21 protein-coding genes are annotated in these 22846 nt (G+C 54.4%); 5 read left to right on the top strand and 16 right to left on the bottom strand.

Annotation, left to right across the window (positions count from 1 at the left end):
• Positions 1–86 precede the first annotated feature (86 nt).
• Positions 87–1034, bottom strand: a complete 948-nt coding sequence (locus FCS97_RS06325; protein ID WP_138517563.1) for a LysR family transcriptional regulator — start codon at positions 1032–1034, stop codon at positions 87–89.
• Positions 1035–1124: 90 nt separating this feature from the next.
• Here FCS97_RS06325 and FCS97_RS06320 point away from each other — a divergent pair, with 90 nt between their 5' ends.
• Positions 1125–1385 (top strand): hypothetical protein, encoded by a 261-nt coding sequence (locus FCS97_RS06320; RefSeq protein ID WP_138517562.1) that lies wholly within the window; start codon positions 1125–1127, stop codon positions 1383–1385.
• A gap of 115 nt (positions 1386–1500) precedes the next feature.
• Positions 1501–1710, top strand: coding sequence for a hypothetical protein (locus FCS97_RS06315; protein WP_040512957.1), 210 nt, complete (start codon positions 1501–1503; stop codon positions 1708–1710).
• Here FCS97_RS06315 and FCS97_RS06310 read toward each other — a convergent pair.
• The 6 genes from FCS97_RS06310 to FCS97_RS06285 form a co-directional block, all read right to left on the bottom strand.
• Entirely contained in the window at positions 1707–2099 is a 393-nt protein-coding gene (locus FCS97_RS06310) for a DUF2784 domain-containing protein (RefSeq protein ID WP_138517561.1), read from the bottom strand. The two genes, FCS97_RS06315 and FCS97_RS06310, sit on opposite strands and share 4 nt — an antisense overlap.
• A gap of 67 nt (positions 2100–2166) precedes the next feature.
• Positions 2167–3972 carry an acyl-CoA dehydrogenase gene (locus FCS97_RS06305; protein WP_138517560.1) on the bottom strand — a complete coding sequence of 602 codons (1806 nt, stop codon included), beginning with the start codon at positions 3970–3972 and terminating at the stop codon, positions 2167–2169.
• A gap of 27 nt (positions 3973–3999) precedes the next feature.
• The gene (locus FCS97_RS06300; RefSeq protein ID WP_138517559.1) at positions 4000–4929 is read right to left on the bottom strand and encodes an electron transfer flavoprotein subunit alpha/FixB family protein; all 930 of its coding nucleotides are present in this window, start codon (positions 4927–4929) and stop codon (positions 4000–4002) included.
• 24 nt (positions 4930–4953) lie between these two features.
• Positions 4954–5703: an electron transfer flavoprotein subunit beta/FixA family protein gene (locus tag FCS97_RS06295; RefSeq protein WP_138517558.1), complete on the bottom strand. Its 750-nt coding sequence runs from the start codon at positions 5701–5703 to the stop codon at positions 4954–4956.
• A 124-nt stretch (positions 5704–5827) separates the two neighbouring features.
• On the bottom strand, positions 5828–6517 hold the full coding sequence (locus FCS97_RS06290; RefSeq protein ID WP_138517557.1) for a carbonic anhydrase: 690 nt from the start codon (positions 6515–6517) through the stop codon (positions 5828–5830).
• On the bottom strand, positions 6514–7434 hold the full coding sequence (locus tag FCS97_RS06285) for a histone deacetylase family protein (protein ID WP_138517556.1): 921 nt from the start codon (positions 7432–7434) through the stop codon (positions 6514–6516). Before FCS97_RS06285 ends, FCS97_RS06290 begins: the two co-directional genes overlap by 4 nt.
• Positions 7435–7633: 199 nt before the next feature.
• On the opposite strand from FCS97_RS06285, the gene mltB reads away from it, so the two are divergent.
• Entirely contained in the window at positions 7634–8605 is a 972-nt protein-coding gene (gene mltB, locus FCS97_RS06280) for a lytic murein transglycosylase B (RefSeq protein WP_171035189.1), read from the top strand.
• Between the two features lie 8 nt (positions 8606–8613).
• Here the strand turns inward: mltB and cysM are convergent, their stop codons facing one another.
• From cysM to FCS97_RS06245, 7 genes are all read right to left on the bottom strand, one after another.
• Positions 8614–9516: a cysteine synthase CysM gene (cysM, locus tag FCS97_RS06275; RefSeq protein ID WP_138517554.1), complete on the bottom strand. Its 903-nt coding sequence runs from the start codon at positions 9514–9516 to the stop codon at positions 8614–8616.
• A gap of 41 nt (positions 9517–9557) precedes the next feature.
• A complete protein-coding gene (locus tag FCS97_RS06270; protein ID WP_138517553.1) occupies positions 9558–11003 on the bottom strand; it encodes a high affinity choline transporter 1 in 1446 nt (481 codons plus the stop codon).
• 61 nt (positions 11004–11064) lie between these two features.
• Complete coding sequence (ubiB, locus tag FCS97_RS06265) at positions 11065–12660, bottom strand: ubiquinone biosynthesis regulatory protein kinase UbiB (RefSeq protein WP_138517552.1); 1596 nt, start codon at positions 12658–12660, stop codon at positions 11065–11067.
• The gene (locus FCS97_RS06260) at positions 12657–13364 is read right to left on the bottom strand and encodes a ubiquinone biosynthesis accessory factor UbiJ (protein WP_138517551.1); all 708 of its coding nucleotides are present in this window, start codon (positions 13362–13364) and stop codon (positions 12657–12659) included. Before FCS97_RS06260 ends, ubiB begins: the two co-directional genes overlap by 4 nt.
• A gap of 78 nt (positions 13365–13442) precedes the next feature.
• Positions 13443–14450, bottom strand: a complete 1008-nt coding sequence (locus FCS97_RS06255) for a Tim44 domain-containing protein (RefSeq protein WP_138517550.1) — start codon at positions 14448–14450, stop codon at positions 13443–13445.
• 48 nt (positions 14451–14498) lie between these two features.
• Positions 14499–15239 (bottom strand): bifunctional demethylmenaquinone methyltransferase/2-methoxy-6-polyprenyl-1,4-benzoquinol methylase UbiE, encoded by a 741-nt coding sequence (gene ubiE / locus FCS97_RS06250; RefSeq protein WP_138517549.1) that lies wholly within the window; start codon positions 15237–15239, stop codon positions 14499–14501.
• Positions 15240–15244: 5 nt separating this feature from the next.
• The gene (locus FCS97_RS06245; protein WP_138517548.1) at positions 15245–15670 is read right to left on the bottom strand and encodes a gamma-butyrobetaine hydroxylase family protein; all 426 of its coding nucleotides are present in this window, start codon (positions 15668–15670) and stop codon (positions 15245–15247) included.
• A 184-nt stretch (positions 15671–15854) separates the two neighbouring features.
• Between FCS97_RS06245 and phoB the strand changes: the two genes are divergently transcribed.
• Positions 15855–16562: a phosphate regulon transcriptional regulator PhoB gene (phoB, locus tag FCS97_RS06240; protein ID WP_008250307.1), complete on the top strand. Its 708-nt coding sequence runs from the start codon at positions 15855–15857 to the stop codon at positions 16560–16562.
• Positions 16563–16602: 40 nt separating this feature from the next.
• Positions 16603–17949, top strand: coding sequence for a phosphate regulon sensor histidine kinase PhoR (phoR, locus tag FCS97_RS06235; protein WP_138517547.1), 1347 nt, complete (start codon positions 16603–16605; stop codon positions 17947–17949).
• A gap of 453 nt (positions 17950–18402) precedes the next feature.
• Here the strand turns inward: phoR and FCS97_RS06230 are convergent, their stop codons facing one another.
• A complete protein-coding gene (locus FCS97_RS06230; protein WP_138517546.1) occupies positions 18403–18882 on the bottom strand; it encodes an HIT family protein in 480 nt (159 codons plus the stop codon).
• The gene (locus FCS97_RS06225; protein ID WP_138517545.1) at positions 18854–22834 is read right to left on the bottom strand and encodes a DUF3683 domain-containing protein; all 3981 of its coding nucleotides are present in this window, start codon (positions 22832–22834) and stop codon (positions 18854–18856) included. The genes FCS97_RS06230 and FCS97_RS06225 overlap by 29 nt, the downstream gene beginning before the upstream one ends.
• Positions 22835–22846: the final 12 nt, after the last annotated feature.

The following is a 22846-nucleotide window of genomic DNA, read 5'->3' as shown; positions in this document are numbered from 1 at the left end:
TGCCGAGCATTGTGTCTCCGAGAATATTTTTTGTTGTTCAGCTATGTAGCCGATGGCTGAAAGATTCGCTGTCAGCAAAATGCGGTTTAATCTGCCTTTTTGAATTCTGTGCGAACAATTTGCTCCAGAAAGTCGGCGACCACCCGGGTTTTCAGGGACAACTGGCTGCTTAAACCCGGTGGAAACACCAAGTACATGGGCAAACCGCCTGTGGCCGGGTTGTCGCAATACCAATCTGAAAGAATTTCAACCAGTTCGCCACGTGCCAAGGCGCCCTGCAGCATCCAGTCTGCGCTTCGACCCAAACCCAAACCCGACTGAATGGCACGCACCACCATCATTGGACTGGAACAGGTAAGCCAAGAAGTGACCCGGTGCTTTTGACTGGGCTGCGCGCCGTTTTTAGGCCAGAACTCCCATTCCTTTTGGTCTCCGCGCTGAGAAAATGCAATGCACTGGTGGTGTACCAGATCGGCCGGAGTTTGCGGCACACCGTGCTTTTCAAGGTAAGCAGGCGCGGCATACAACTTTCGCCAAATGGTGGCCACTTTGCGGGCCCGCAAGGTGGAGTCTTGCAACAAGCCAACACGCAAAGCGATGTCAAAGCCTTCTTCTACAATCATTGCGTTGCGGTTGGAGAGGTCCACTTGCAGTTGCACATCGGGGTACTTGGCATGAAATTCAGGCAGGCGGGGTGCGAGAATCTTTTCGCCCACGATCACCGGAAGGCTGATACGAACGGTTCCGTGCGGCTGCCCGCTTTGCAGTTGGGTAATCGCATCACGCGCCTCTTGCTGACTTTCCAGCATGCGCTGCGCATACAGTTTATAAATTTCGCCTGCCTCGGTAATTTTGACCTGCCGCGTGGTGCGGTTAAGCAGACGGATATTCAAATGGGCCTCGAGCTGCGCAATGGCTCGGCTGATACTGGACGGGTTCTCGCCTTTCAGCTTGGCCGCAGCCGCAAAGCTACCTGTGTTGACCACCATCAGGAAAGTTTCAGCTGCTTGAAGTTCATTGAAATTGTTGCTCATGGCGCAATGGTGTAATTCGATACCGGTAGTTTATTTGCACAATGTACATCAATACCATGACTTCACACCATCTCAAAAGGAGTGTGAATCATGAACGAATGGCCCGAAAACCTCACTGGCCTGGACCTGAACTGGAACCTGTTTGAAACCGCAAACAAGGCACTCAGGACAACATTAATTTTGCTGATTGTTTTGGCTGGCATTGGCCTGGCCCAAGCCACGAATCTGACCACTGAGCTGCCCACCGTGCTGGTGACCGAAACCACGGAATGGCTGAACTTTTCCGGCTGGTTTTCTGACGGTGCAATTGGCGGATTTGACGCAGCAGGTGCCAGCATTGGGGGTTGGTAAGACCAGAATGACACAACTGTAATCATGCAGTGGGAAGTTTGTCATTCGAAAGGTCGCACAGTGGAACTGGATTCGGTACGAGGTCGTGCCGAATCTTCAACCACTGGAGACCGCCATGAAAACATTCGCACAAACTTGCTTTGCAATCGCCATAAGCACAGCATCCACCCTTGCTTTGGCAAACAACCCGGTGAATCAACCGATGACCGAATGCGAGAAAGCCAAGGCCACCAAGACAACGGAAATTGCCCAACAAACCACACACCATGATGTGGTGATTCAAGCGATTGCCAAGGCAATGCATGAACCAAAAACAAAGTATTAACTACAAATTCGCTGCGGCGGCCAGCGCCACCAAGCCGTCACAACCGCAAGGCCAAACAGGGTGTAAGCCAAGGCAAACACCCAGCCCGGAGCTTGGTAGAACATCACGCCATGCACCCAATGCTGAATGAAACTGCCACGGTATGCCCCCTGCCCGGCCTGCAGGCGCAACCAGTTCTCAAGCGTAGTGAGCGGGCATTCAATGCCCAGCCAGCTTTCAAGAACAACCACTGAGATAGCAAGCAAGTGCATGGCCCTGAACCACCAGCGGTTTACCCAAGGCCAACGCAACAAATTGCCCCCTACGATCAGCAGCAAGCCACCGACCACAAACAGCACAATGGCAAAATGAATCAGCAACACCAGGTCAGCAAGATTTGAATAATTCATGCATTGAGCATAAACAAAAAGCCCCTCGATGTGAGGGGCTTTTCATTGACCGAATTACATGGGCAGCTTAGAAATTGGCAACGGCCATTTCTGTGACACCCTGGTAACCATTCACAATGCTGTCGCGCAAGCCAGGCACTGTATTCAACACATGGTCGGCGAAGAAGCGGGAAGTCAAAATCTTGTCGCTGTAGAAACTGTCTGTTTCGCCAGCCTTGATTTTTGCTTCTGCGGCCAACAGCGCACGCGCCATTTGCCAGCCAGCCACTGTGGTGCCAGCCAGTTTCAGGTAAGGCACTGAACCGGCAAACACTGCGTTGGGGTTGCCTTTCATATTGTCGACTACAAACTGTGCAGCATCCAGGAATGAGGCGCGAGCCGCATCCAGACGGGCTGCCACTGCCTTGGCGTGTGCAGAACCGGATTCATTCAACTGAACCACTGTGCGTGCAATTTCCGCACACAGGGCTTTGACCATGGCGCCACCGTCACGCGAGGTTTTGCGGCCCACCAAGTCGTTGGCCTGAATGGCGGTTGTGCCTTCGTAGATGGTCAGGATTTTTGCATCGCGGTAGTACTGCGCTGCACCTGTTTCTTCAATGAAGCCCATGCCGCCGTGTACCTGCACACCGGTGGATGTCACGTCGATGCTCATTTCGGTCGACCAGCCTTTCACCAGCGGCACCATGAATTCATACACGGCCATGTTCTGCTTGCGTGTCGCTTCGTCCGGGTGGTAGTGGGCCGCATCGTAAGCGGCACCTGCCACGCAAGCCATGGCGCGCGCAGCTTCGACCTGTGAACGCATGCTCATCAACATGCGCTTCACGTCGGGGTGGTGAATAATGGCAACTGCTTCGTTAGAGGAACCATCAACAGGGCGAGACTGCACGCGGTCGTTGGCGTACTGCACAGCTTTTTGGTAAGCACGCTCAGCCAAACCGATACCCTGCACACCCACCTGGAAGCGGGCTGCATTCATCATCACGAACATGTACTGCAGGCCTTTGTTTTCTTCGCCTACCAGGTAACCAATCGCGCCTTGACCCACGTCACCCTTGTTGTCGCCGTACAGCAGAACGGCAGTGGGTGAAGCCTTGATGCCCAACTTGTGCTCAATGGATGCGCAATATACGTCGTTGCGCTTGCCCAAGGAACCATCGTCATTGACCATGAATTTGGGCACCACAAACAGGCTGATACCCTTCACGCCTTCGGGCGCATCGGGAGTGCGGGCCAGCACCAAGTGAACAATGTTCTTGGCCATGTCGTGCTCACCGTAGGTGATGTAAATTTTCTGGCCGGAAATGCGGTAAGTGCCATCGCCTTGGGGCACGGCCTTGGAACGCACCAGCGCCAGGTCTGAACCAGCCTGTGGTTCGGTCAGGTTCATGGTGCCGGTCCATTCACCGGAAATCATTTTGGGAATATAGGTTTCTTTCAGTTGCTGACTGCCCGCCACCAACAACGCTTCAATGGCGCCGTCGGTCAGCAATGGGCACAGCGCAAAGCTGAGGTTGGAGCCATTGACCATTTCCATGCAAGGTGTTGCCACCAATTTGGGCAAACCTTGACCACCAAATTCGGTGGGGTGCTGAAGACCTTGCCAGCCTTGTTCGCCGAAAGCCTTGAAAGCCTCTTTGAAGCCTTTGGCTGTGGTTACAACGCCATCTTTCCAGTTGGCGGCCTCTACGTCGCCCGACCAGTTCAGTGGGGCTACCACTTCGCTGGTGAACTTCGCGTTTTCATTCAGAACCGCATCCACGGTTTCCTCGGTCGCGTCTTCACAACCGGGCAACTGGGATACTTGATCCAAGCCGGCCAATTCTTTCAACACAAACATCATGTCTTTGACTGGGGCGTTGTAACTCATTGTCGTCTCCAAATACAGTTTTTTTGTTTACAGCTTTTCGGTCAGTTGTGGCACTACATCGAACAAGTCGCCCACCAGGCCATAATCGGCCACGCCGAAAATAGGTGCTTCGGGGTCTTTGTTCACAGCCACAATTACCTTGCTGTCTTTCATGCCAGCCAAGTGCTGAATGGCACCGGAAATACCGAAAGCCATGTACAACTGCGGCGCCACGATTTTGCCGGTTTGACCCACTTGCCAGTCGTTGGGTGCATAGCCTGCATCCACTGCGGCACGTGAAGCACCAATGGCCGCATTCAACTTGTCAGCCAAGGGGTTCAGTACGCTGAAGTTTTCAGCAGAGCCCATGCCACGGCCACCAGAAATAATGGTGCCAGCGGCGGTCAACTCAGGACGGTCGCTCTTGGCCACTTCACGGCTTACAAACGTGGACTTGCCGGAATCGGCCGCAGCGCTCAAGTTTTCAATGGCGGCTGAGCCACCTTCAGCAGCCACTGGATCAAAGGCTGTTGTACGCACAGTGATCACCTTGGTCGCGTCTGAAGACTGCACGGTTGCAATCACGTTGCCTGCGTAAATAGGACGTGTGAATGTGTCGGCGCTTTCAACGCTGATGATGTCGGAAATTTGCGCAACATCCAGCTTGGCCGCCACACGTGGCAACACGTTTTTGCCCACGCTGGTTGCCGGGGCCAGAATGTGGCCGTAGTTACCGGCGATTGCCAGAATTTGCGCTGCAAAGTTTTCTGCCAACTGGTCACCCAGTGAATCAGAATCTGCAACCAACACCTTGGCCACACCAGCGGCTTTGGCTGCTTGCTCGGCGGCAGCGCCACAACCTTTGCCGGAGACCAGCACGTGGATGTCGCCACCAATTTTCTGGGCCGCAGCGATGGTGTTCAGCGTGGCGGGCTTGATGCTTTGATTGTCGTGTTCTGCAATAACGAGTACTGACATGATTTGTGCTCCTTTTGTCCCTGTTTAGATCACTTTGGCTTCGTTCTTCAGCTTGTCGACCAGCGTGGCCACATCGGGCACGGTGATGCCGGCTGAACGCACGGGTGGATCGCTTACTTTCAGGGTTTTAATGCGTGGGTCAACATTCACGCCCAAATCAGCGGGCTTGATGGTGTCAATCTGTTTCTTCTTGGCCTTCATGATGTTGGGCAAGGTGACATAACGTGGCTCGTTCAAGCGCAGGTCGGTAGTAACCACCGCTGGCAGGCTCAGGCTGACTGTTTCCAGTCCACCATCCACTTCACGGGTTACATTCACTTTGCCGCCTTCAACCACCACTTTGGATGCGAAGGTGCCTTGTGGCATGTCTGCAAGGGCGGCCAGCATTTGGCCGGTTTGGTTGCAATCGTCGTCAATCGCTTGCTTGCCCATGATGACCAGGTCAATGCCTTCTTTCTCAACGATGGCTTTCAGGATCTTGGCCACAGCCAAAGGTTGCAGCTCAACATCGGTTTCAACCAAAATGCCGCGGTCTGCGCCAATGGCGGCGGCAGTGCGCAGGGTTTCAACACACTGGGCTACGCCACAGCTCACGGCAATCACTTCAGTGGCCACACCAGCTTCTTTCAGGCGTGTGGCTTCTTCAACGGCGATTTCGTCAAAGGGGTTCATGGACATTTTTACGTTGGCAATATCTACGCCAGAACCATCGCTTTTGCAGCGCACTTTCACGTTGTAATCGACTACGCGTTTAACGGGTACCAGGATCTTCATGCAAGCCATCCCTTCTTGAAATTGGAAAATGTGTAATTTGGATTATACGAAGCGTTTTGTAGAAAAACGCACGATCGTTCGATTTTTCATAGAGTCTACACTCTAAGGGGGGGGTTTGTCGAGGTCATTGGTAGCGGGCACAGATCGATTTCATCGCTGAAAAGCAGCGCTCATCGATTTCATCACGGCTTCGAATGGTGCAATCCAGATCGATCACCCGACCCGTGGTCAGGCTATACACCAGGCCACCAACAGCCACCGGCTCCCCACGGCCCCAGGCTGCATTGACGGCGGGGCTCAAAGCTGCCAGCCGCACCTGCTGAATCACATTCAGCTCGCACAACTTGTCCACATTCCGGTTGGCCTCCGCAGGCGTGGCCGGGTTGAACAACTGGTGATCGTGGGCCAATTCACGTACACCCTCCAGCCAGTCGCCAGGCGCACCGCCCGCGTGCAAGCCCAGTGCAATTCGAACACCGCCGCAATTGTGATGCCCAAACACCAACAGGTGCTTTACCTTCAGGCTGTCGATGGAGAACTGCAGTGCTGTTTGCAAGCTGAGATCGTTCAAGCCGGCTTGGTTGGCTACGTTTTTATAAACGAACAATTCGCCCAGATTGCTTTGCAGCAAGGTATTGGGGTCGGCCCGGCTGTCACAACAGCTCACCACCGTGAACGCCGGGCTTTGCCCTGCGGAAAGTCGTTTGAAATAATCCGGGTCTTGCGCAGTAATTTGCCCCGCCCATTCAGCATTGCGTGCCAGCATTTCATTCAAGCGGTTTTCAGAATATGGCGCGGGTGTCGAAAAAATCACGATGCAAGCGCCTCCACATGGGCATAGACAGAATCGGCCAAAGCCTCCAGCTCATAACCGCCTTCCAGCGTGCTGACCAGTTTGCCGTCGCAATATTCCTCAGCCACACGCTTCAAAAACTGGGTAATCCAGCCGTAGTCCTCTGTGGTCAATCGCATGTCGGCCAGGGGATCACTTTCATGGGCATCAAACCCTGCCGAGACCAGCACCAACTGCGGCTTGAATCGGTCAATTGCGTCAACCCAGTGGGTTTGAATGGCCTGTTTGATTTCCTCACGCCCACCGCCAGGCTGAATCGGGCAGTTCACCATATTGCGTGCGCCGTCCAGCCCTCCACTGAAGGGGTAAAGCGGCGACTGAAAAGTGCTGCACATCAGTACCTTGGGGTTGTTGGCGAAGGCATGCTCGGTGCCGTTGCCATGGTGCACGTCGAAATCCACGATCAGCACCCGCTCGAGCCGGTAGGCATCAATTGCATGTTGCGCGGCAATGGCGACATTGTTGAACACGCAAAAGCCCATGGCACGGTCCACACAGGCATGGTGACCTGGTGGGCGAACAGCGCAAAATGCATTGTTCACAGCATGCGCCATGACCAAATCCACAGCATGCACACAGGCACCCGCAGCGCGGCGTGCAGCATCCAGCGAGAATTCGGACAACGTGGTGTCGCCATCAATGTCGATATTCCGCTTCAGCGGAAAACGCGCTTTGATACTTTCAACATAAGCTGGGGTGTGCACTGCGGTCACAGCCGACCACGGCACCTCGGGCGCCTCGCAATGCACCAAGCGGGGCCACAAATCGGAGGTTTGCAATTTTTCACGAATCACGCGCAAGCGGGCCATGCTTTCGGGGTGACCCAAGCCCGGGTTGTGCAGAGCGCAATCATTGTGGGAAATATAGGCTGTGGTCATGGCTTAGGCCCAAACAGCACGCGAATGCTGGGTTATAGTGAACATCGGACCTGCCAAACCAAGTAAACACGCGCCGGGTCGACCTCTACTTCTATTGAATACGCCTACACCGGACATGCTGACTCCTTTTGTGACTGCTCAACGAATCTTAACAAGCTTTGCCTCCATTCTAATCAGCACAGCGCTTTGCACTCAAGCTGTGCACGCCCAAGACAGCAACAAGGTTAATTTTGCTGAGCACACCAATGCCGCCGCCCTGGCCGAACGCCTGCAGAGCAAAGAAGGAATTCCTGCCAACACCACGCTGGAACTGTTGAAACAGGCTGACTTATTGCCCGCCGTGGTCAGGGCTGTTCAACCACCCAAGAAAAAAAGTGTTCGAAACTGGGATACCTACCGCAGCCGTTTTGTGGAGCCTTACCGGATACGCAAAGGCATTGAATTTTGGGACGCCAACCTCGACACCCTGAAAGAGGCAGAGGCCAAATATGGCATTCCGCAAGAAGTGATCGTGGCCATCATTGGTGTAGAAACAATTTACGGGCAACACATTGGCAATTACCGGGTGCTGGATTCTTTGGCGACGCTGGCCTTTGCTTACCCGGAAGGTCAACGTGACCGCTCGGAGTTTTTCCTCAGTGAGCTGGAAGCTTTCATTGCCTTGTGCAACCGAACCCATCTGGATGCTTTGGAGGTGAAAGGATCGTATGCAGGCGCAATTGGTCTGGGGCAATTCATGCCCAGCTCGTGGACAGCCTATGCAGTAGACGGCGACGGCGATGGCATCGTCGACCTGTTCCACAGCCGCCGGGATGCCATTTTCAGCGTGGCCAATTTTTTGAAAGTACATGGCTGGGAAACGGGAAAAGCAACCCGTGTGCTGGTGGACATTGAGCATGCAGACAATTTGAAGGAACTGCTGGCGCCCGATATTGTGCCCACCTTTACCCCAGCAGTGATGCAGCAAAAAGGCGTGAAATTGAACGGTGAAACTTTGCCCGACGAAAAATTGGCACTGATTGAACTGGTGCGCGGAGAAGCCGAGCCTGCATTCGTGGCAGGCGGGCAAAACTTTTACGTGGTCACCCGTTACAACCGAAGCTCCTTCTATGCCAACGCCGTGCTGGAACTCAGCGAAGCGTTGAAGCTAAGACGGGACATGCTGAATTGAGTGTGTGGTCAGGCAGGAAATACCCCTGTAGACAAGTAACGATCGCCACGGTCGCATACGATAAAAACGATGGTTGCGTTTTCAACTTCTTGAGCAATTTTCAGGGCAATGTGCGCCGCACCTGCTGCTGAAATACCGCAAAAAATACCCTCTTCCGCAGCCATTTTTCGGGCCATTTCCTCGGCCTCAAGCTGGGTGACCTGCACCACACGGTCTACACCGGCAGGTTTGTAAATTTTGGGCAGGTATTCTTGCGGCCATTTGCGAATGCCCGGAATTTGCGAACCCTCGCTGGGCTCCGCGCCAATAATTTGCACATTGGGGTTCTGGCTTTTCAAGTAACGGGACACGCCCATGATTGAACCTGTGGTGCCCATTGCACTGACAAAATGGGTCACCTGGCCACCCGTGTCACGCCAAATTTCCGGGCCAGTGGTTTCGAAATGTGCCAGCGGATTGTCTTCGTTGGCGAACTGATCAAGAATCACGCCCTTGCCCTGATCGCGCATTTGCTCGGCCAGGTCGCGCGCATATTCCATGCCGCCTTTTTGGGGGGTCAAAATGATTTCCGCACCGAAAGCACGCATGGTTTGGCGACGTTCAATGCTGAGGTGTTCGGGCATGATGAGTACCATGCGGTATCCGCGAATGGCGGCAGCCATGGCAAGCGCAATGCCGGTGTTGCCGGAAGTGGCCTCGATCAACGTATCGCCCGGCTTGATGGTGCCGCGGGCCTCGGCACGCTTGATCATGGAAATGGCTGGGCGGTCTTTGACGGAACCGGCAGGGTTGTTGCCTTCCAGTTTGCCCAAAATCACATTGCCACGATCAGCATTGGCTTTTCCGGGCAAACGTTGCAACTGCACCAGGGGAGTGTTGCCGATGGTGTCTTCAATGGTGAGGTATTTCACAGCCGGATCACTTTCAACAAAGGTAATCCGGCTATTTTAGCTCAATGTGGGTGAATAACGCCGTCACGCAACGCTGGCCGGTGTTCAATCCATTGTGGCAACAGCGACGCGATGATCATGGTGAACAAACCCAGCACCATGCCCAACAGTTGCGGCGGCCAAATTTCGCTGGGGAAAAAGTTTTTGGCGATCAGCCAGCTGCTGACACCCACAATGATTGACCACACCGCGCCTTGCGAGGTGGCACCCTTCCAGTACAGGCCAAACACCAGCGGAACAAATGCGGCAGCCAAGGTAATTTCATAGGCGCTTTCAACCATCTCGAAAATCGAAGACTCACTGTTAATGGCAAAGGCCACCACAATGATGGTGAACACGAAAACCGAAATTCGCATGGTCAACAGCAATGCCTTGTCGTCCATTTTGGGATAAATGTTTTTGACAATATTTTCAGCGAAGGAAACTGACGGTGCCAGCAAAGTGGCACTTGAAGTACTCATGATCGCAGAGATCAGCGCACCAAAGAAGATGATTTGCGCCAGCAAAGGCGTGTGCATCAACACCAGGTTGGGCAATACCATTTGGGAATCTTCAGACACCATTGCACCGAACGTGGCCGGGTCGATCATGATCGCGCCGTAGGCCAAAAACACCGGAATAAACGCAAAGAAAAAGTACATGGAACCACCCAGCACTGCACCGCGCACGGCGGTTTTTTCATCTTTGGCGGAACTGATGCGCTGGAAAATATCCTGCTGGGGAATGGACCCGAAAGCCATGGTCAGGAAGGCACCCACAAATGGCACCCACAACACGTAACTGAATTCCTCAGGGAAAAGCTGCAGCTTGCCCGCGGCCTCAGCATGGTCTACCACTGTGCCAACGCCGCCAGCCAGGTCGGCCACAATCCACATGATGTACACCAAGCCCGCTGCGATCACGACCATTTGAATGAAATCGAGAATGGCCACTGACAACATGCCACCGAACAAAGTGTAAATAAGCACCACACTGGCGCCGATGACCATGCCCCATTCTTGGGAAATTGCACCATCTGTGAGCACATTGAAGATCAATCCCAGTGCACTGATTTGCGCGGCCACCCACCCCAGGTAAGAAACGACAATACAGGCGCTGCAAAAAACTTCAACCGCCCGATTGTAACGCACGCGGTAGTAGTCGCCCAAGGTGAGCAGATTCAGACGATATATTTTGGGGGCGATGAACAAACCCGCCAGAATCAGGCACATGGAGGCGCCAAACGGGTCGGCCACAATGCCGCTCAAACCCTCTTCCACAAAGGTGGAAGAAATGCCCAGCACGGTTTCCGAGCCAAACCAGGTGGCAAACACCGTGGCGGTCACAATGGGCAGGGAAAGATGCCTGCCGGCCACGGCGTAATCCGCCGCAGTGCTCACATTTCTGGCCACATACAGGCCAATCATTACAGAAACCAGCAAATAGACTACAACGGAGGCAAGCAACATCTTGAAAACCCACCAGAGAGAAAAAATGATTTCGGATTATAGGCAAGAAACATGCGCAGGGCTAGAAAAGTCCCTTGGTGCCCGAGTAAGCAATCAAATAAGGCCACAACAGATCAAGTGCGACCACACCAAATAGCACGGCCAACATGAACACCATCCAGAACAAGGCACGATTCAGGCGCTTTTGCTGTTTCACCAGTTGTTCAATTTGATCATCCACCCGGCCATTGGAGTGCGTCAGGGTTTGATGGAGCAAACGCGGCAAGGCTGGCAAAATTTGAGACCACTGCGCAGCTTCCCATTGCAAACTGGATTGAAAGCCTTTCAAGCCAATTTGCTGGTGCATCCAGTTTTCCAGATAAGGCTTGGCGGTTTTCCAAAGATCAAGATCGGGATCGAGTTGACGCCCCAGCCCCTCGACGTTCAGCAAGGTTTTTTGAAGCAATACCAACTGCGGCTGAATTTCCACATTGAAACGGCGAGAGGTTTGAAACAGGCGCATCAAGGCCTGACCCAGTGAAATTTCTTTCAGTGGCTTTCCAAAGAAAGGTTCAATACAGGCGCGAATGGCGGATTCAAGCTCGTCGATGCGCGTGCCCTTGGGCACCCAGCCCGATTGAACATGCAGCTCGGCCACCCGTTTGTAGTCTTGCCGGAAGAAGGCCAGAAAGTTCTGCGCCAGGTACTGCTTGTCTACGTCGCTAAGCGTGCCAACAATGCCGAAGTCCAATGCGATGTAACGGCCAAAATCCTCGGGTTGATCACCCACATAAATATTGCCGGGGTGCATGTCAGCATGAAAAAAACCGTCTCGAAACACCTGGGTGAAAAAAATTTCCACTCCCTCACGGGACAGCTTTTTCAGATCGATATTGTTTTCGCGCAGCCGTTCAATCTGGGAAATTGGAATGCCGTGCATGCGCTCCATGGTGATCACAGTGCTGCAGCAATAATCCCAATACATTTCCGGAACACGCAACAAATGTCCGCTGCCTGAAGTTGGCGAGAAATTACGACGCAACTGCGAAGCATTGGCGGCTTCTCGCATCAGGTCCAGTTCATCGTGCAAGTACTTGTTGAACTCAGCCACCACTTCGCGGGGTTTCAAGCGCTTGCCGTCTGAGGAAATTTTCTCGATCCACTGGGCCGCTGTTTTCATCAAGGCCAGGTCTTTGTCGATCACCTCAATCATGCCGGGGCGCAGCACCTTCACGGCCACCTTTTTACCTTCATGTTCACCGGCTTTGATCACCGCAAAGTGAACCTGGGCAATGGAAGCGCTGGCCACAGGCATGTTCTGGAAATCCAGAAACATGTCGTCAATTTGTCGCCCCAGGCTGGCTTCTATCAATTCACGGGCTTTCTCGGAAGAAAACGCGGGCACCTGGTCTTGCAGCTTGGCCAGCTCGTCGGCCACATCCTCTGGCAACAAATCCCGGCGGGTGGACAACAACTGCCCGAATTTGACAAACAAGGGACCAAGGTCTTCAAGGGCCCGACGCATGCGTTCGCCACGCGGCGCCTGAACATGCGAACGAGAGGAAATGATCGTGAGAAACCACTTGGCAAAGCCATTGTTGATGGAGTCTGCTGCAATCAGGAACAGGCCATACCTTCGGGCCACCAGTGCAATGCGTGCCAGGCGGCGTAGCTTCATTTGGAAGCACCCAGCTTGCCCACGCGTTTTTCCAGACGGGCCAACTCGTCTCGCAGTTGATTGACTTCATCGCGAAACGCGTCAAACTCGGATGCTGTGGGTGCCATCGCCTTTTCGTGCACCACATACTCGCGCAAATTGCTTTTGAAACGTTGCACCACGTCCCGTGCATTCGTACCCATGGCCGCAAGCGTATTCATGACCCACACGGCTTGCGCATCGCCCACCACGCGCGCCAGGTCACGTTCAGGATCCCAACTTAAATCGTTGATCACCGTGGACACCGTTTGAGCGAAATCCATATCACCTTCAATTGCAGCTTTCCTCGACATGCTGTTGGGATTGCTGACCGAACCGATCAAATCAGCCCACTGCATGGAAATGGTCGTGTCCGAGGGAGCCGCCACGCCATTGCTGGCTGAACTGGCTTGAAAATAACCCTGATCATTCACCCGCAATTTCAATTGCACCGGGGAAATATTCAGCGCCAGCACCTTGCCAGACTCCTTCTGCAATTTTGATTTGCTGCTGCGCTGCTGATCCAGCAGGTGGTTGAGCACCAGACAGGCCATTTGTGTGACGGTTCCTGACATCAAGGCCAGTGGAGCAGACAACAAACCACCCGCCGCAGCCGCACCTTTGGTTTGGCCGGAGGAAAGTAGTTTGGAGGCAAACTGAAACAACAATACGGGGGGACTGGCCAAGGCACACTTCCAACAGTCGAAAATTTGTTTGAGTGTAACCCAGCCGGGCAGGCCAAGCCCGGCGGGTAGGGTCAAAAATTACAGATTGTGAATGCCTGAAAGCACCCAGCCACCGCCTGCAACCGGGCGGGACATGATCCACAGCTCGTTGATTTCAACTGCCGGCGCATCTTGCTCTTCGCGCAGCATGCCTGTGAAGGCCACAGTCGCGATTTGCTCATCCACATCGGTCTCAAAACCAATCAGCTGTGCATCCAGTGTGACCACATCAGTGCGGTTCACCGCATTGCCGCGGGCATCAATTTCAGCCTTGAGGTGATCAACCACCTCGTCGCTACAATATTCGCGCAAGCCCTCAACATCGCCTTTGTCGAACACGCCTTGCATGGTCACGAAAAACTTCTTGGCACTGTTCACAAAATTGGCTTCATCGAAACCAGCGGGCAGGTCTTTCACAGGCGTTGCAGCTGGCATTGGCGCATCAAAAGCGGACGCATTGCCAAACTGGCCAAAACCCTGGTCGTTGCGCGGTGTGCCCATGCCAGGCACAGGATCATTGATTGGATTTGAAGGCGCACTGTACCGGGGCGACTGCGGCGCTTCGCGGTAGCTGTTGTTGCCTGATGAGCCTGCCGCATTGTATGCGGGGCGCTGCTTGGTCGCCTGTTGACCGCGCAACATGCGCACCAGGAACATGACTGCAAAAACGGCCAGACCGATCATCAACAGTGTGCCCAGGAATTCTGCCATACCAGCGCCAAAGCCCAGGTAGCCGAACAGGGCGGCCAAGCCCAAACCGGCCGCCAAACCACCCAAGGGACCCAGGAAACGGTTACGCGGTGCGGCCGCAGTGCCAGCAGTGGCGCCAGCAGGGTTGGTGGCCTGCTGCTTGCTGGGCGCTGTAGAAGAAGTGCCAGAAGGCGCGGTGGGGGGAGACTTCTGGAATTGAGAAGGCGCCGAACGACCAAAACTGCCGCCACCGCCCATTCGGCGGGCTTCTGCATCAGTTGGCAACACACTCAAACTCAAAAAAGCCGCCACAACGGCCAACACTGACAATCGAACAGACCAGACACGGGTTTTCACGACAAAAGCCTCCAGAATTTTAATTTTCGCCTACTGCAGTAGACAGAATCAGGCGAATTTGGTTCCTTGGTGCAGGGCGACCACACCTGCGGTGAAGTTGGTGTACTTCACCTGGTCGAAACCACTTTCAAGCATGATGCTTTTCAGGGTTTCCTGATCGGGGTGCATGCGAATGCTCTCGGCCAAGTACTGGTAGCTGGCACTGTCTTGCGCCACAACCTGACCAATTTTTGGCAACACCTGGAATGAATACAGATCATAGGCCGGGGCCAACAAGGGGTTTACCTTTGAGAACTCAAGCACAAGCACCTTGCCACCCGGCTTGATCACACGGCGCATTTCGCTCAAGGCCACGTCTTTGTGGGTCATGTTGCGCAAACCAAACGCCACAGTCACCACATCAAAGTAATTGTCGGGAAAAGGCAGCTTTTCAGCATCGCACAACGCCATTTTTGGCAAATACCCGTGGTCGATCATGCGGTTTCGGCCCACGCGCAGCATGCTCTCATTGATGTCAGTCAGCCACACTTCACCGCCAGAGCCCACCTTGTCCAGAAAAGCCTTGCTGAGATCGCCAGTGCCGCCTGCAATGTCGAGCACTTTCATGCCGGGGCGAACGCCAGCTGCACGCACGGTGCTGGCCTTCCACAGGCGATGCATGCCACCCGACATAAGGTCGTTCATGATGTCGTATTTGGCCGCTACCGAATCAAATACCTCGGCTACTTTCTTGGCTTTCTGTTCCTCGGGAACCTTCTCGAAGCCGAAATCGGTGATTTTGTCGTTCATGTGATTTAGTGGCTCGCGCAGGCGCCGCCCTTCTTTTGTTCAAATGGAATGTTTTCAGGTGCATTGGCTTCGCGGCTTGCACCAGCGGCCTTCATGCGTTCCAGATAGTCTTCCCACAAGCCTTCCTGGTTTTCCCCCATCCACAGCAGGTATTGCCAGCTGAACAGACCAGAATCGTGACCATCAGAGAAAAACGGCTTGATGGCGTACATGCCTACGGGTTCCAGGTTGGTAATGGTCACTTCTTTTTTGCCCACCTGCAGGGTTTCCTGCCCGGGACCGTGGCCACGCACCTCGGCAGAAGGCGAATACACCCGCAACAGTTCGAATGGCAGGTTAAAACAGGCGCCAGTATCGAATTCAATTTCGAGTACCTTGGACTTTTGGTGCACCACAATGCGTGTGGGAGTGGGAATGTTGGTGGTTTCCATGCTGCTCGGGGTCTTTCAAATGCGTAATCCTCAAGTGTATCTCATCGAGGCCAACAGCGGTTTACACCACGGCGCAGGATTAATTTGATGACGATTCATTCAAGTGTCATATTACTGTCATGGAAATCCACTACTTTAGGTGGCATTGCACACAATAAATATGCCAGAGAAGAGGAAAAGCGAGATGTCCAGCACCATCCTAGTTGTTGAAGATGAACCTGCAATTGCAGAATTGATTGCCGTCAACCTGAGCTTTGCCGGGCACAAAGTGCTGCGGGCCGCCGACGCAGACCAGGCCAAAACCCTGATTACTGCTGAATTGCCAGACTTGGTGCTGCTGGACTGGATGCTGCCAGGGAAAACGGGTATTCAGTTTGCGCATGAACTGCGCGGCCACGAGCGTACGCGCCACGTGCCAGTCATCATGCTGACCGCCCGAACCGAGGAACAGGACAAGGTAGATGGCCTGGAGGCTGGCGCCGACGACTACATCACAAAACCCTTCTCACCCAAAGAATTGCTGGCCCGTATCAAGGCAGTGCTGCGCCGCCGTGCGCCCCAACTGACTGACGACATTGTTGAAGTACATGGCCTAAAGCTAGACCCGGTGACGCACCGCATCATGGGCCATGACAAGATTATTGACATGGGCCCCACAGAATTCCGCCTGCTGCACTTCTTCATGACCCACCCAGAACGTGTGCACAGCCGCACGCAGTTGCTTGACCAGGTGTGGGGCGACCATGTTTTTGTTGAAGAGCGCACAGTGGACGTTCACATTCGCCGCTTGCGCCAGGCCTTGACCATTTCAGGCCACGACCGTCTGATTGAAACAGTTCGTGGTGCCGGCTACCGTTTTACCGCAACGCAAAATGAAGGTGCACTAAACTAAGGGCTCCCCTACAAGGGATATTCCCCTAGAATACGCACCTATGGCGTTCATCTTTTTTCGATTGATACTGTTGGCCATGGTGCTGGGTGCAGCCGCCATCGTGGGTCAAATGGTTGCTGGCCACAAAGGCGCAGTGGCGGGATCCATTTTGGCCTCGCTGGTGGTTTATGCGCTCCATGTGCGTTCAGGCCTTCGCATTATTGCCTGGCTGGATGACTTCAAAGTCGAGAACGTACCCGAAGTGTCGGGCTGGTGGGATGATCTCGCCGCCAAGCTGTTTCGATATCTTCGCCTTCACCAGCGTCAACAGCAGGCCCTTACCAATGCCTTGGTGTCGTTTCGTACCGCAGCCCAGGCCCTGCCCGATGGCGTGGTCACGCTCGATTCCGAAGGCCACATTTCCTGGTGCAACGACACCGCACAAGACCACTTGGGGCTGAAACTGGGCAGCGACATTGGGCAGCCACTGATTAACCTGGTTCGGAACCCAAACTTCTCCAAGTACATTCGCAGCCGGTCGTGGGAGCAACCCCTGATCATGACCGCGCCCCGAAGCCGCAGCAAGGTTTTGTCGGTGCAATTGGTCAGCTACGGCGACCAGCAAATGCTGGTGTTGTCTCGCGACGTTACCCAGGTTGAAAAACTGGAACGCATGCGCCGCGACTTTATTGCCAATGTGTCACATGAACTGAAAACACCGCTGACCGTGCTGAGCGGCTTTCTGGAAACCTTCCGCGACCTGCCCTTGAGCAAGGAACAACAAACCGAGTATCTGAATTTGATGTACACCCAGGCCAACCGCATGCAGAACCTGGTGGAAGACCTGCTGGCCTTGTCAGCACTTGAATCATCGCCGAATGCAGGCGAAGGTGGTGAGCCTGTGGATTTGAGTGGAATTGCACAAAAGACAGGCGATGAAGCACAGCAGTTGTCGGCCGGCAAACACAATATTTCAGTGAATGTGGAAAAAGGCCTGATGGGCTTTGGCAATTCAGCCGAGATTTTCAGTGCTTTCTCGAACATCGTAACCAATGCAGTGCGCTACACACCCGAGAAGGGAAATATCACGATTACGCTTCGACGGGCCGAAAACGAGATTGGCAAAGCCTGTGCAGCTTTTGTGGTGCGCGACACGGGCATTGGCATTTCCGCCGAACACATTCCCCGCCTGACCGAGCGGTTTTACCGCGTGGACCGCAGCCGTTCACGCGAAAGCGGTGGCACTGGCTTGGGCCTGGCGATTGTGAAGCATGTGGTGCAACGCCACGACGGTGAACTGGACATTCAAAGCCGACCGAATGCGGGCAGCACCTTCACCATTTTGATGCCGCTGGCGAAGGCTGGCGCGGCTTCCAAGCCTGTTGCTGCTGAGGCCACGGTTGTTTGACTACTGCTACAGCGCACGATTGTGGCTAAGCCGAGTTCGATTTGAATGCTATGCCACTTTGCCTAAGCAATGCTTCTGATTCCGGCGTGATGCTTCTGGCTTGGGGCATGCGAAACGCTTAAGCGTCTTCGCATCGGTTCCCGGCGGAACCGCCCCGCGCTTCGAAGCCGCCGGGAAGCCTTGCAAAGCCGGCAAGGCGGCATAGCACCCAAACCTCACGCGCTCGGCGAACTCAGGTGGCAATACCCTCGCAGCGCCGATCAAGAAAACCTGCCCGTTTGAACTCACCCGCCACGGTCGGTCCAAGGCCGACACCGAGACTCGGCCCGCTTTTTTGCCGAGCAAGGTGAGTCAGGGTGATTTCAAAAAGGGAAGACAGGTTTTCTGGCGAGAGAGGGTATGCGCCTGAGTGAGCGAGGCAACAGAGGTATACACGCGAAAAAGCGAGGCGATTTAGCCTGGAAACGCCGCCAATAATTCAGCCCGCAAGTCCAGCATCCATTTCGGTTTGGAATCAAGCACCCACTGCTGCCGGGGCGACAAGGAAACGCCCGGCTTGGCCGCGGCCCACACTGGCGCAGGAAAGTGTTTGTCGTCTGTAAAACGCGGGATGACATGCCAGTGCAAATGTGGCACCACATTGCCAAGCGTTGCAATATTCGCCTTGTCCGCTTTGAAAACACGAAGCACGAACTGCTCAAGCAACACCACTGCATCCATGCACAGCAGCCGATCTTCCCGACTCAAATCGGAAAACTCGCGCACATGATCATTCCACACCAAGCGAAGAAACCCCGGATAGTCGGCATCTACCGCTTCGATAACACGGAACTTGCTGCAATTGAAAACCCAATCGCCGCCCGGTGTGGCACACAGGGGGCAATTGGTATTTGGTGAAGCGTGATCAGACAAGGATGCGCTCGATACCGCCATCGTTGGCTTCTTTCACGTAGTTCTGAAGCCATTCCTTACCCAGTACATTTTTGGCAATTTCAACCACAATGTAATCGGCATCTACGTTGGCATCGTCGCTGTAACGGCTCAAACCTTGCAAACAAGAAGGGCAGCTCGTCAGAATTTTCACATCGGCCTGCGGCGCTTTCTCGCGCAGCTTGTCCGCGCCCTTGCGCATTTCCTCTTCCTTGCGGAAGCGAACCTGCGTGGCCACGTCGGGGCGAGACACACCGAAGGTGCCAGACTCACCACAGCAGCGGTCGTTCTTCGTGATGTTCTGCCCCTGCAACTCGCTGTTCATCAATTCATTCACAACCTTCAGCGGATCGTAGGTTTTCATCGGTGTGTGGCAAGGGTCGTGGTACATGTACTGCGTACCCGTGACGTTGTCCAGCTTCACGCCTTTTTCCATCAGGAATTCATGAATGTCGATGATGCGGCAACCCGGGAAAATTTTCTCGAATTCATAACCCTGCAACTGGTCGTAACACGTGCCACAGCTGACCACCACGGTTTTGATGTCGAGGTAGTTCAGTGTATTGGCCACGCGGTGGAACAGCACACGGTTGTCGGTGATCATTTTCTCGGCTTTGTCGTACTGCCCTGCCCCGCGCTGCGGGTAGCCACAGCACAGGTAACCGGGAGGCAACACGGTTTGCACGCCCACATTCCACAACATGGCTTGCGTGGCCAAACCCACCTGGCTGTACAGGCGCTCGGAGCCACAACCCGGGAAATAGAACACGGCTTCTGTGTCGGCCTGTGTGGTTTTCGGGTTGCGAATCACCGGCACGTAATCGCTGTTCTCGATGTCCAGCAACGCGCGCGCAGTTTTCTTGGGCAAACCACCGGGCATGGGCTTGTTGATGAAGTGAATCACCTGCTCACGAATTGGAGCCTTGCCCACAGTGGCTGGCGGCTTGGCGGTTTGCTTGTTCAACATGCCCAGCGATTTGGCCACTTTGTATGCGCCACGCTGCAACTTGTAACCAATGCCTGTCATGCCCACGCGCATGGCCTTGATGGTGGCCGGGTCTTTCGCATTCAGGAAAGTCATGGCCAAGGCGGTACCGGGGTTGAAGCTTTTCTTGTCCATCTTGCGCAGCAAGGCACGCATGTTCATGGACACATCACCAAAGTCGATATCAACCGGGCAAGGGGTCAAGCACTTGTGGCAGACCGTGCAATGGTCAGCCACATCTTCGAATTCTTCCCAATGCTTGATGGAAACACCGCGACGGGTTTGTTCTTCATACAGGAAAGCTTCGACCAGCAAGGATGTGGCCAGAATTTTGTTGCGTGGACTGTACAACAAGTTGGCGCGTGGCACGTGGGTAGAACACACGGGTTTGCACTTGCCGCAGCGCAAGCAGTCTTTCACAGAGTCAGCAATTGAACCAATGTCGCTTTGACTCATGATCAGGCTTTCATGGCCCATCAGGTTAAAGCTGGGCGTGTAGGCATTGGCCAAATCGCCGCCGGGCAACAGCTTGCCCTTGTTGAAACGACCTTCGGGGTCAATTCGTTGCTTGTAGTCCTGGAAGGGCTGCAATTCCTCTTTGGTGAGGTACTGGTACTTGGTAATGCCAATGCCGTGCTCGCCAGAAATGACACCGTCCAGATTGCGGGCAATTTGCATGATGCGGTCTACGGTGTGTTCCGCTTCACGCAGCATTTCATAGTCGTCGGAATTCACCGGAATGTTGGTGTGCACATTGCCATCGCCAGCGTGCATGTGCAGCGCCACGAACAGGCGGCCACGCAACACTTGCTTGTGAATGGCCTTGCACTCTTCCATCACGGGCACAAACACACCGCCCTCAAATATGCGGTTCAGGTTGTGGCGCAGTTCGGTTTTCCAGCTAACGCGAATGGTGCGGTCTTGCAGCACATCAAACACGGTGGCTTCGGGTTGATCAGCCAAGCGTTTTTCCAGCGCTGCATCCAAATGGCCCAAACCAATGGTTTTTATCACAGGGTTGGCCTGTGCCAAGGGCATGTTCATATTGCCCAGCAACCAGCTCCAGCGTTCATGCACCGCCTCAAGCAACTCAACGGCTCGGCCCACGCGGTCGCCCACCAGGTCTTCGGTCGACAATTTGGTGGAATCAACTTCATCGGTTTTGCCCAGAGTCAGCGGCTTTTCGAAGAAGGAGCGCAGCGCAGCAACCAGCTTCAGCTTGTTGCGAATCGACAGTTCAATGTTGATGCGTTCAATTTCATCGGTGTACTCGCCCATGCGCGGCAAGGGGATGACCACATCTTCGTTGATTTTGAAGGCGTTGGTGTGACGCGCAATGGCCGCCGTGCGGGCACGGTCAAGCCAGAACTTTTTGCGAGCCTCGGGGCTGACTGCCACGAAACCTTCACCGGCGCGACCGTTGGAGAGGCGCACCACTTCAGAGGCTGCCTGGGCCACTGCATTTTCATCGTCACCCACGATGTCGCCAAACAACACCATTTTCGGGAATGCGCCACGCTTGGATTTCGGGCTGTATTTCACCGCGCGCAAATAGCGCTCATCCAGGTGTTCAAGGCCTGCCAGAATGGCGCCCATGGCTTTGCCTTCGCCATCCAGGTAATTCTTTATTTCGACAATTGAAGGCACTGCGTCGCGGGCTTGACCATAAAACTCCAGACACACCGTGCGGGTGTGCTTGGGCATGCGGTGCAAAATCCACTTGGCAGAAGTAATCAGACCGTCGCAACCTTCTTTCTGAATGCCAGGCAGGCCCGCCAGAAATTTGTCAGTAACGTCTTTGCCCAAACCCACTTTGCGGAAACGCGCACCTTCAACAGTAAGGCGCTCGGTTTTCAGAATTTTGGCATTCGGTGCCAGGCGGCCGTCGGACCACACCAAGTCGAAATCGGCCTGGGGTGCATCGTGAATTTTGCTCAGGTTGTGGTTGACTCGCGTAACTTCAAGCCAATCGCCCTGCGGGTCGACCATTCTCCACCAGGCCAGGTTGTCGAGCGCAGTACCCCACAACACCGCTTTCTTGCCGCCCGCATTCATTGCGATGTTGCCACCAATACAGCTGGCTTCAGCTGAAGTGGGGTCAACCGCAAACACGCGGCCCGCTTGTTCTGCTGCTTCAGAAACACGCTTGGTAACCACACCAGCGCCGGAAAACACGGTGGCATATTCTTCGCTCAGGCCCGGCAACACTTCCATTTTCACCTGACCAAGCTCTTCCAGCTTCTCGGTGTTGATGATGGCCGACATGGCTGTAAGGGGCACAGCGCCACCGGTATAGCCCGTGCCGCCTCCACGTGGAATGATGGTGAGTCCCAAATCGATACAGGCTTTCACCAGGCCGGGAATTTCAGATTCACGGTCGGGGGTGAGTACCACGAAGGGGTATTCAACGCGCCAGTCGGTTGCGTCGGTCACGTGAGAAACACGGGACAGGCCGTCGTACTTGATGTTGTCTTTTGCAGTGTGCTCGCCCAGCGCTTTGCGGGCATGGCCACGCAATATGGCCATGGCTTCCAGCTCGCGCTGAAATTCGAACACTGCTTTCTCTGCCACGGTCAGCAACTCGCGCACTTTTGCGTTGCGATCCTCGGAATCGGTTTCTGCCGCAGCTTCCTTCACTTCAACCCGGCGGGCATCAATTTCGCCCAAGCGATGGAACAGGGCCTCGATCAGCGCGGTAAGGCGCTTGGGATTGTCCAACAGGTCGTCTTGCAAATAAGGATTGCGGCGCACCACCCAAATGTCACCCAGCACTTCAAACAACATGCGGGCTGACCGTCCGGTTTTCCTTTCCTGGCGCAGCTCTTGAAGAATGTTCCAGGCCGACTCACCCAGCAGACGGATCACGATTTCACGGTCCGAAAACGAGGTGTAGTTGTACGGAATTTCCCGCAGGCGGGCGGTTTCGCCGGCTGAGGGTTTCAATGTGTTTAATTCAACGGGTGCGTTCATGCAAAACCTTTA

The organism is Limnobacter alexandrii (assembly GCF_005871185.1).
In the GTDB taxonomy this organism is placed as follows: domain Bacteria; phylum Pseudomonadota; class Gammaproteobacteria; order Burkholderiales; family Burkholderiaceae_B; genus Limnobacter; species Limnobacter alexandrii.
Note: the sequence above shows the minus strand (reverse complement) of the source record. Positions and strands in the feature narration are given on the sequence as shown.

Bases quoted from the DNA above. Each gene is read 5' to 3' on its own strand.
- FCS97_RS06325 (WP_138517563.1), bottom strand. From the start codon at position 1,034: ATGAGCAACAATTTCAATGAACTTCAAGCAGCTGAAACTTTCCTGATG.
- FCS97_RS06320 (WP_138517562.1), top strand. From the start codon at position 1,125: ATGAACGAATGGCCCGAAAACCTCACTGGCCTGGACCTGAACTGGAAC.
- FCS97_RS06315 (WP_040512957.1), top strand. From the start codon at position 1,501: ATGAAAACATTCGCACAAACTTGCTTTGCAATCGCCATAAGCACAGCA.
- FCS97_RS06310 (WP_138517561.1), bottom strand. From the start codon at position 2,099: ATGAATTATTCAAATCTTGCTGACCTGGTGTTGCTGATTCATTTTGCC.
- FCS97_RS06305 (WP_138517560.1), bottom strand. From the start codon at position 3,972: ATGAGTTACAACGCCCCAGTCAAAGACATGATGTTTGTGTTGAAAGAA.
- FCS97_RS06300 (WP_138517559.1), bottom strand. From the start codon at position 4,929: ATGTCAGTACTCGTTATTGCAGAACACGACAATCAAAGCATCAAGCCC.
- FCS97_RS06295 (WP_138517558.1), bottom strand. From the start codon at position 5,703: ATGAAGATCCTGGTACCCGTTAAACGCGTAGTCGATTACAACGTGAAA.
- FCS97_RS06285 (WP_138517556.1), bottom strand. From the start codon at position 7,434: ATGACCACAGCCTATATTTCCCACAATGATTGCGCTCTGCACAACCCG.
- FCS97_RS06270 (WP_138517553.1), bottom strand. From the start codon at position 11,003: ATGTTGCTTGCCTCCGTTGTAGTCTATTTGCTGGTTTCTGTAATGATT.
- ubiB (WP_138517552.1), bottom strand. From the start codon at position 12,660: ATGAAGCTACGCCGCCTGGCACGCATTGCACTGGTGGCCCGAAGGTAT.
- ubiE (WP_138517549.1), bottom strand. From the start codon at position 15,239: ATGAACGACAAAATCACCGATTTCGGCTTCGAGAAGGTTCCCGAGGAA.
- FCS97_RS06245 (WP_138517548.1), bottom strand. From the start codon at position 15,670: ATGGAAACCACCAACATTCCCACTCCCACACGCATTGTGGTGCACCAA.
- phoB (WP_008250307.1), top strand. From the start codon at position 15,855: ATGTCCAGCACCATCCTAGTTGTTGAAGATGAACCTGCAATTGCAGAA.
- phoR (WP_138517547.1), top strand. From the start codon at position 16,603: ATGGCGTTCATCTTTTTTCGATTGATACTGTTGGCCATGGTGCTGGGT.
- FCS97_RS06230 (WP_138517546.1), bottom strand. From the start codon at position 18,882: ATGGCGGTATCGAGCGCATCCTTGTCTGATCACGCTTCACCAAATACC.
- FCS97_RS06225 (WP_138517545.1), bottom strand. From the start codon at position 22,834: ATGAACGCACCCGTTGAATTAAACACATTGAAACCCTCAGCCGGCGAA.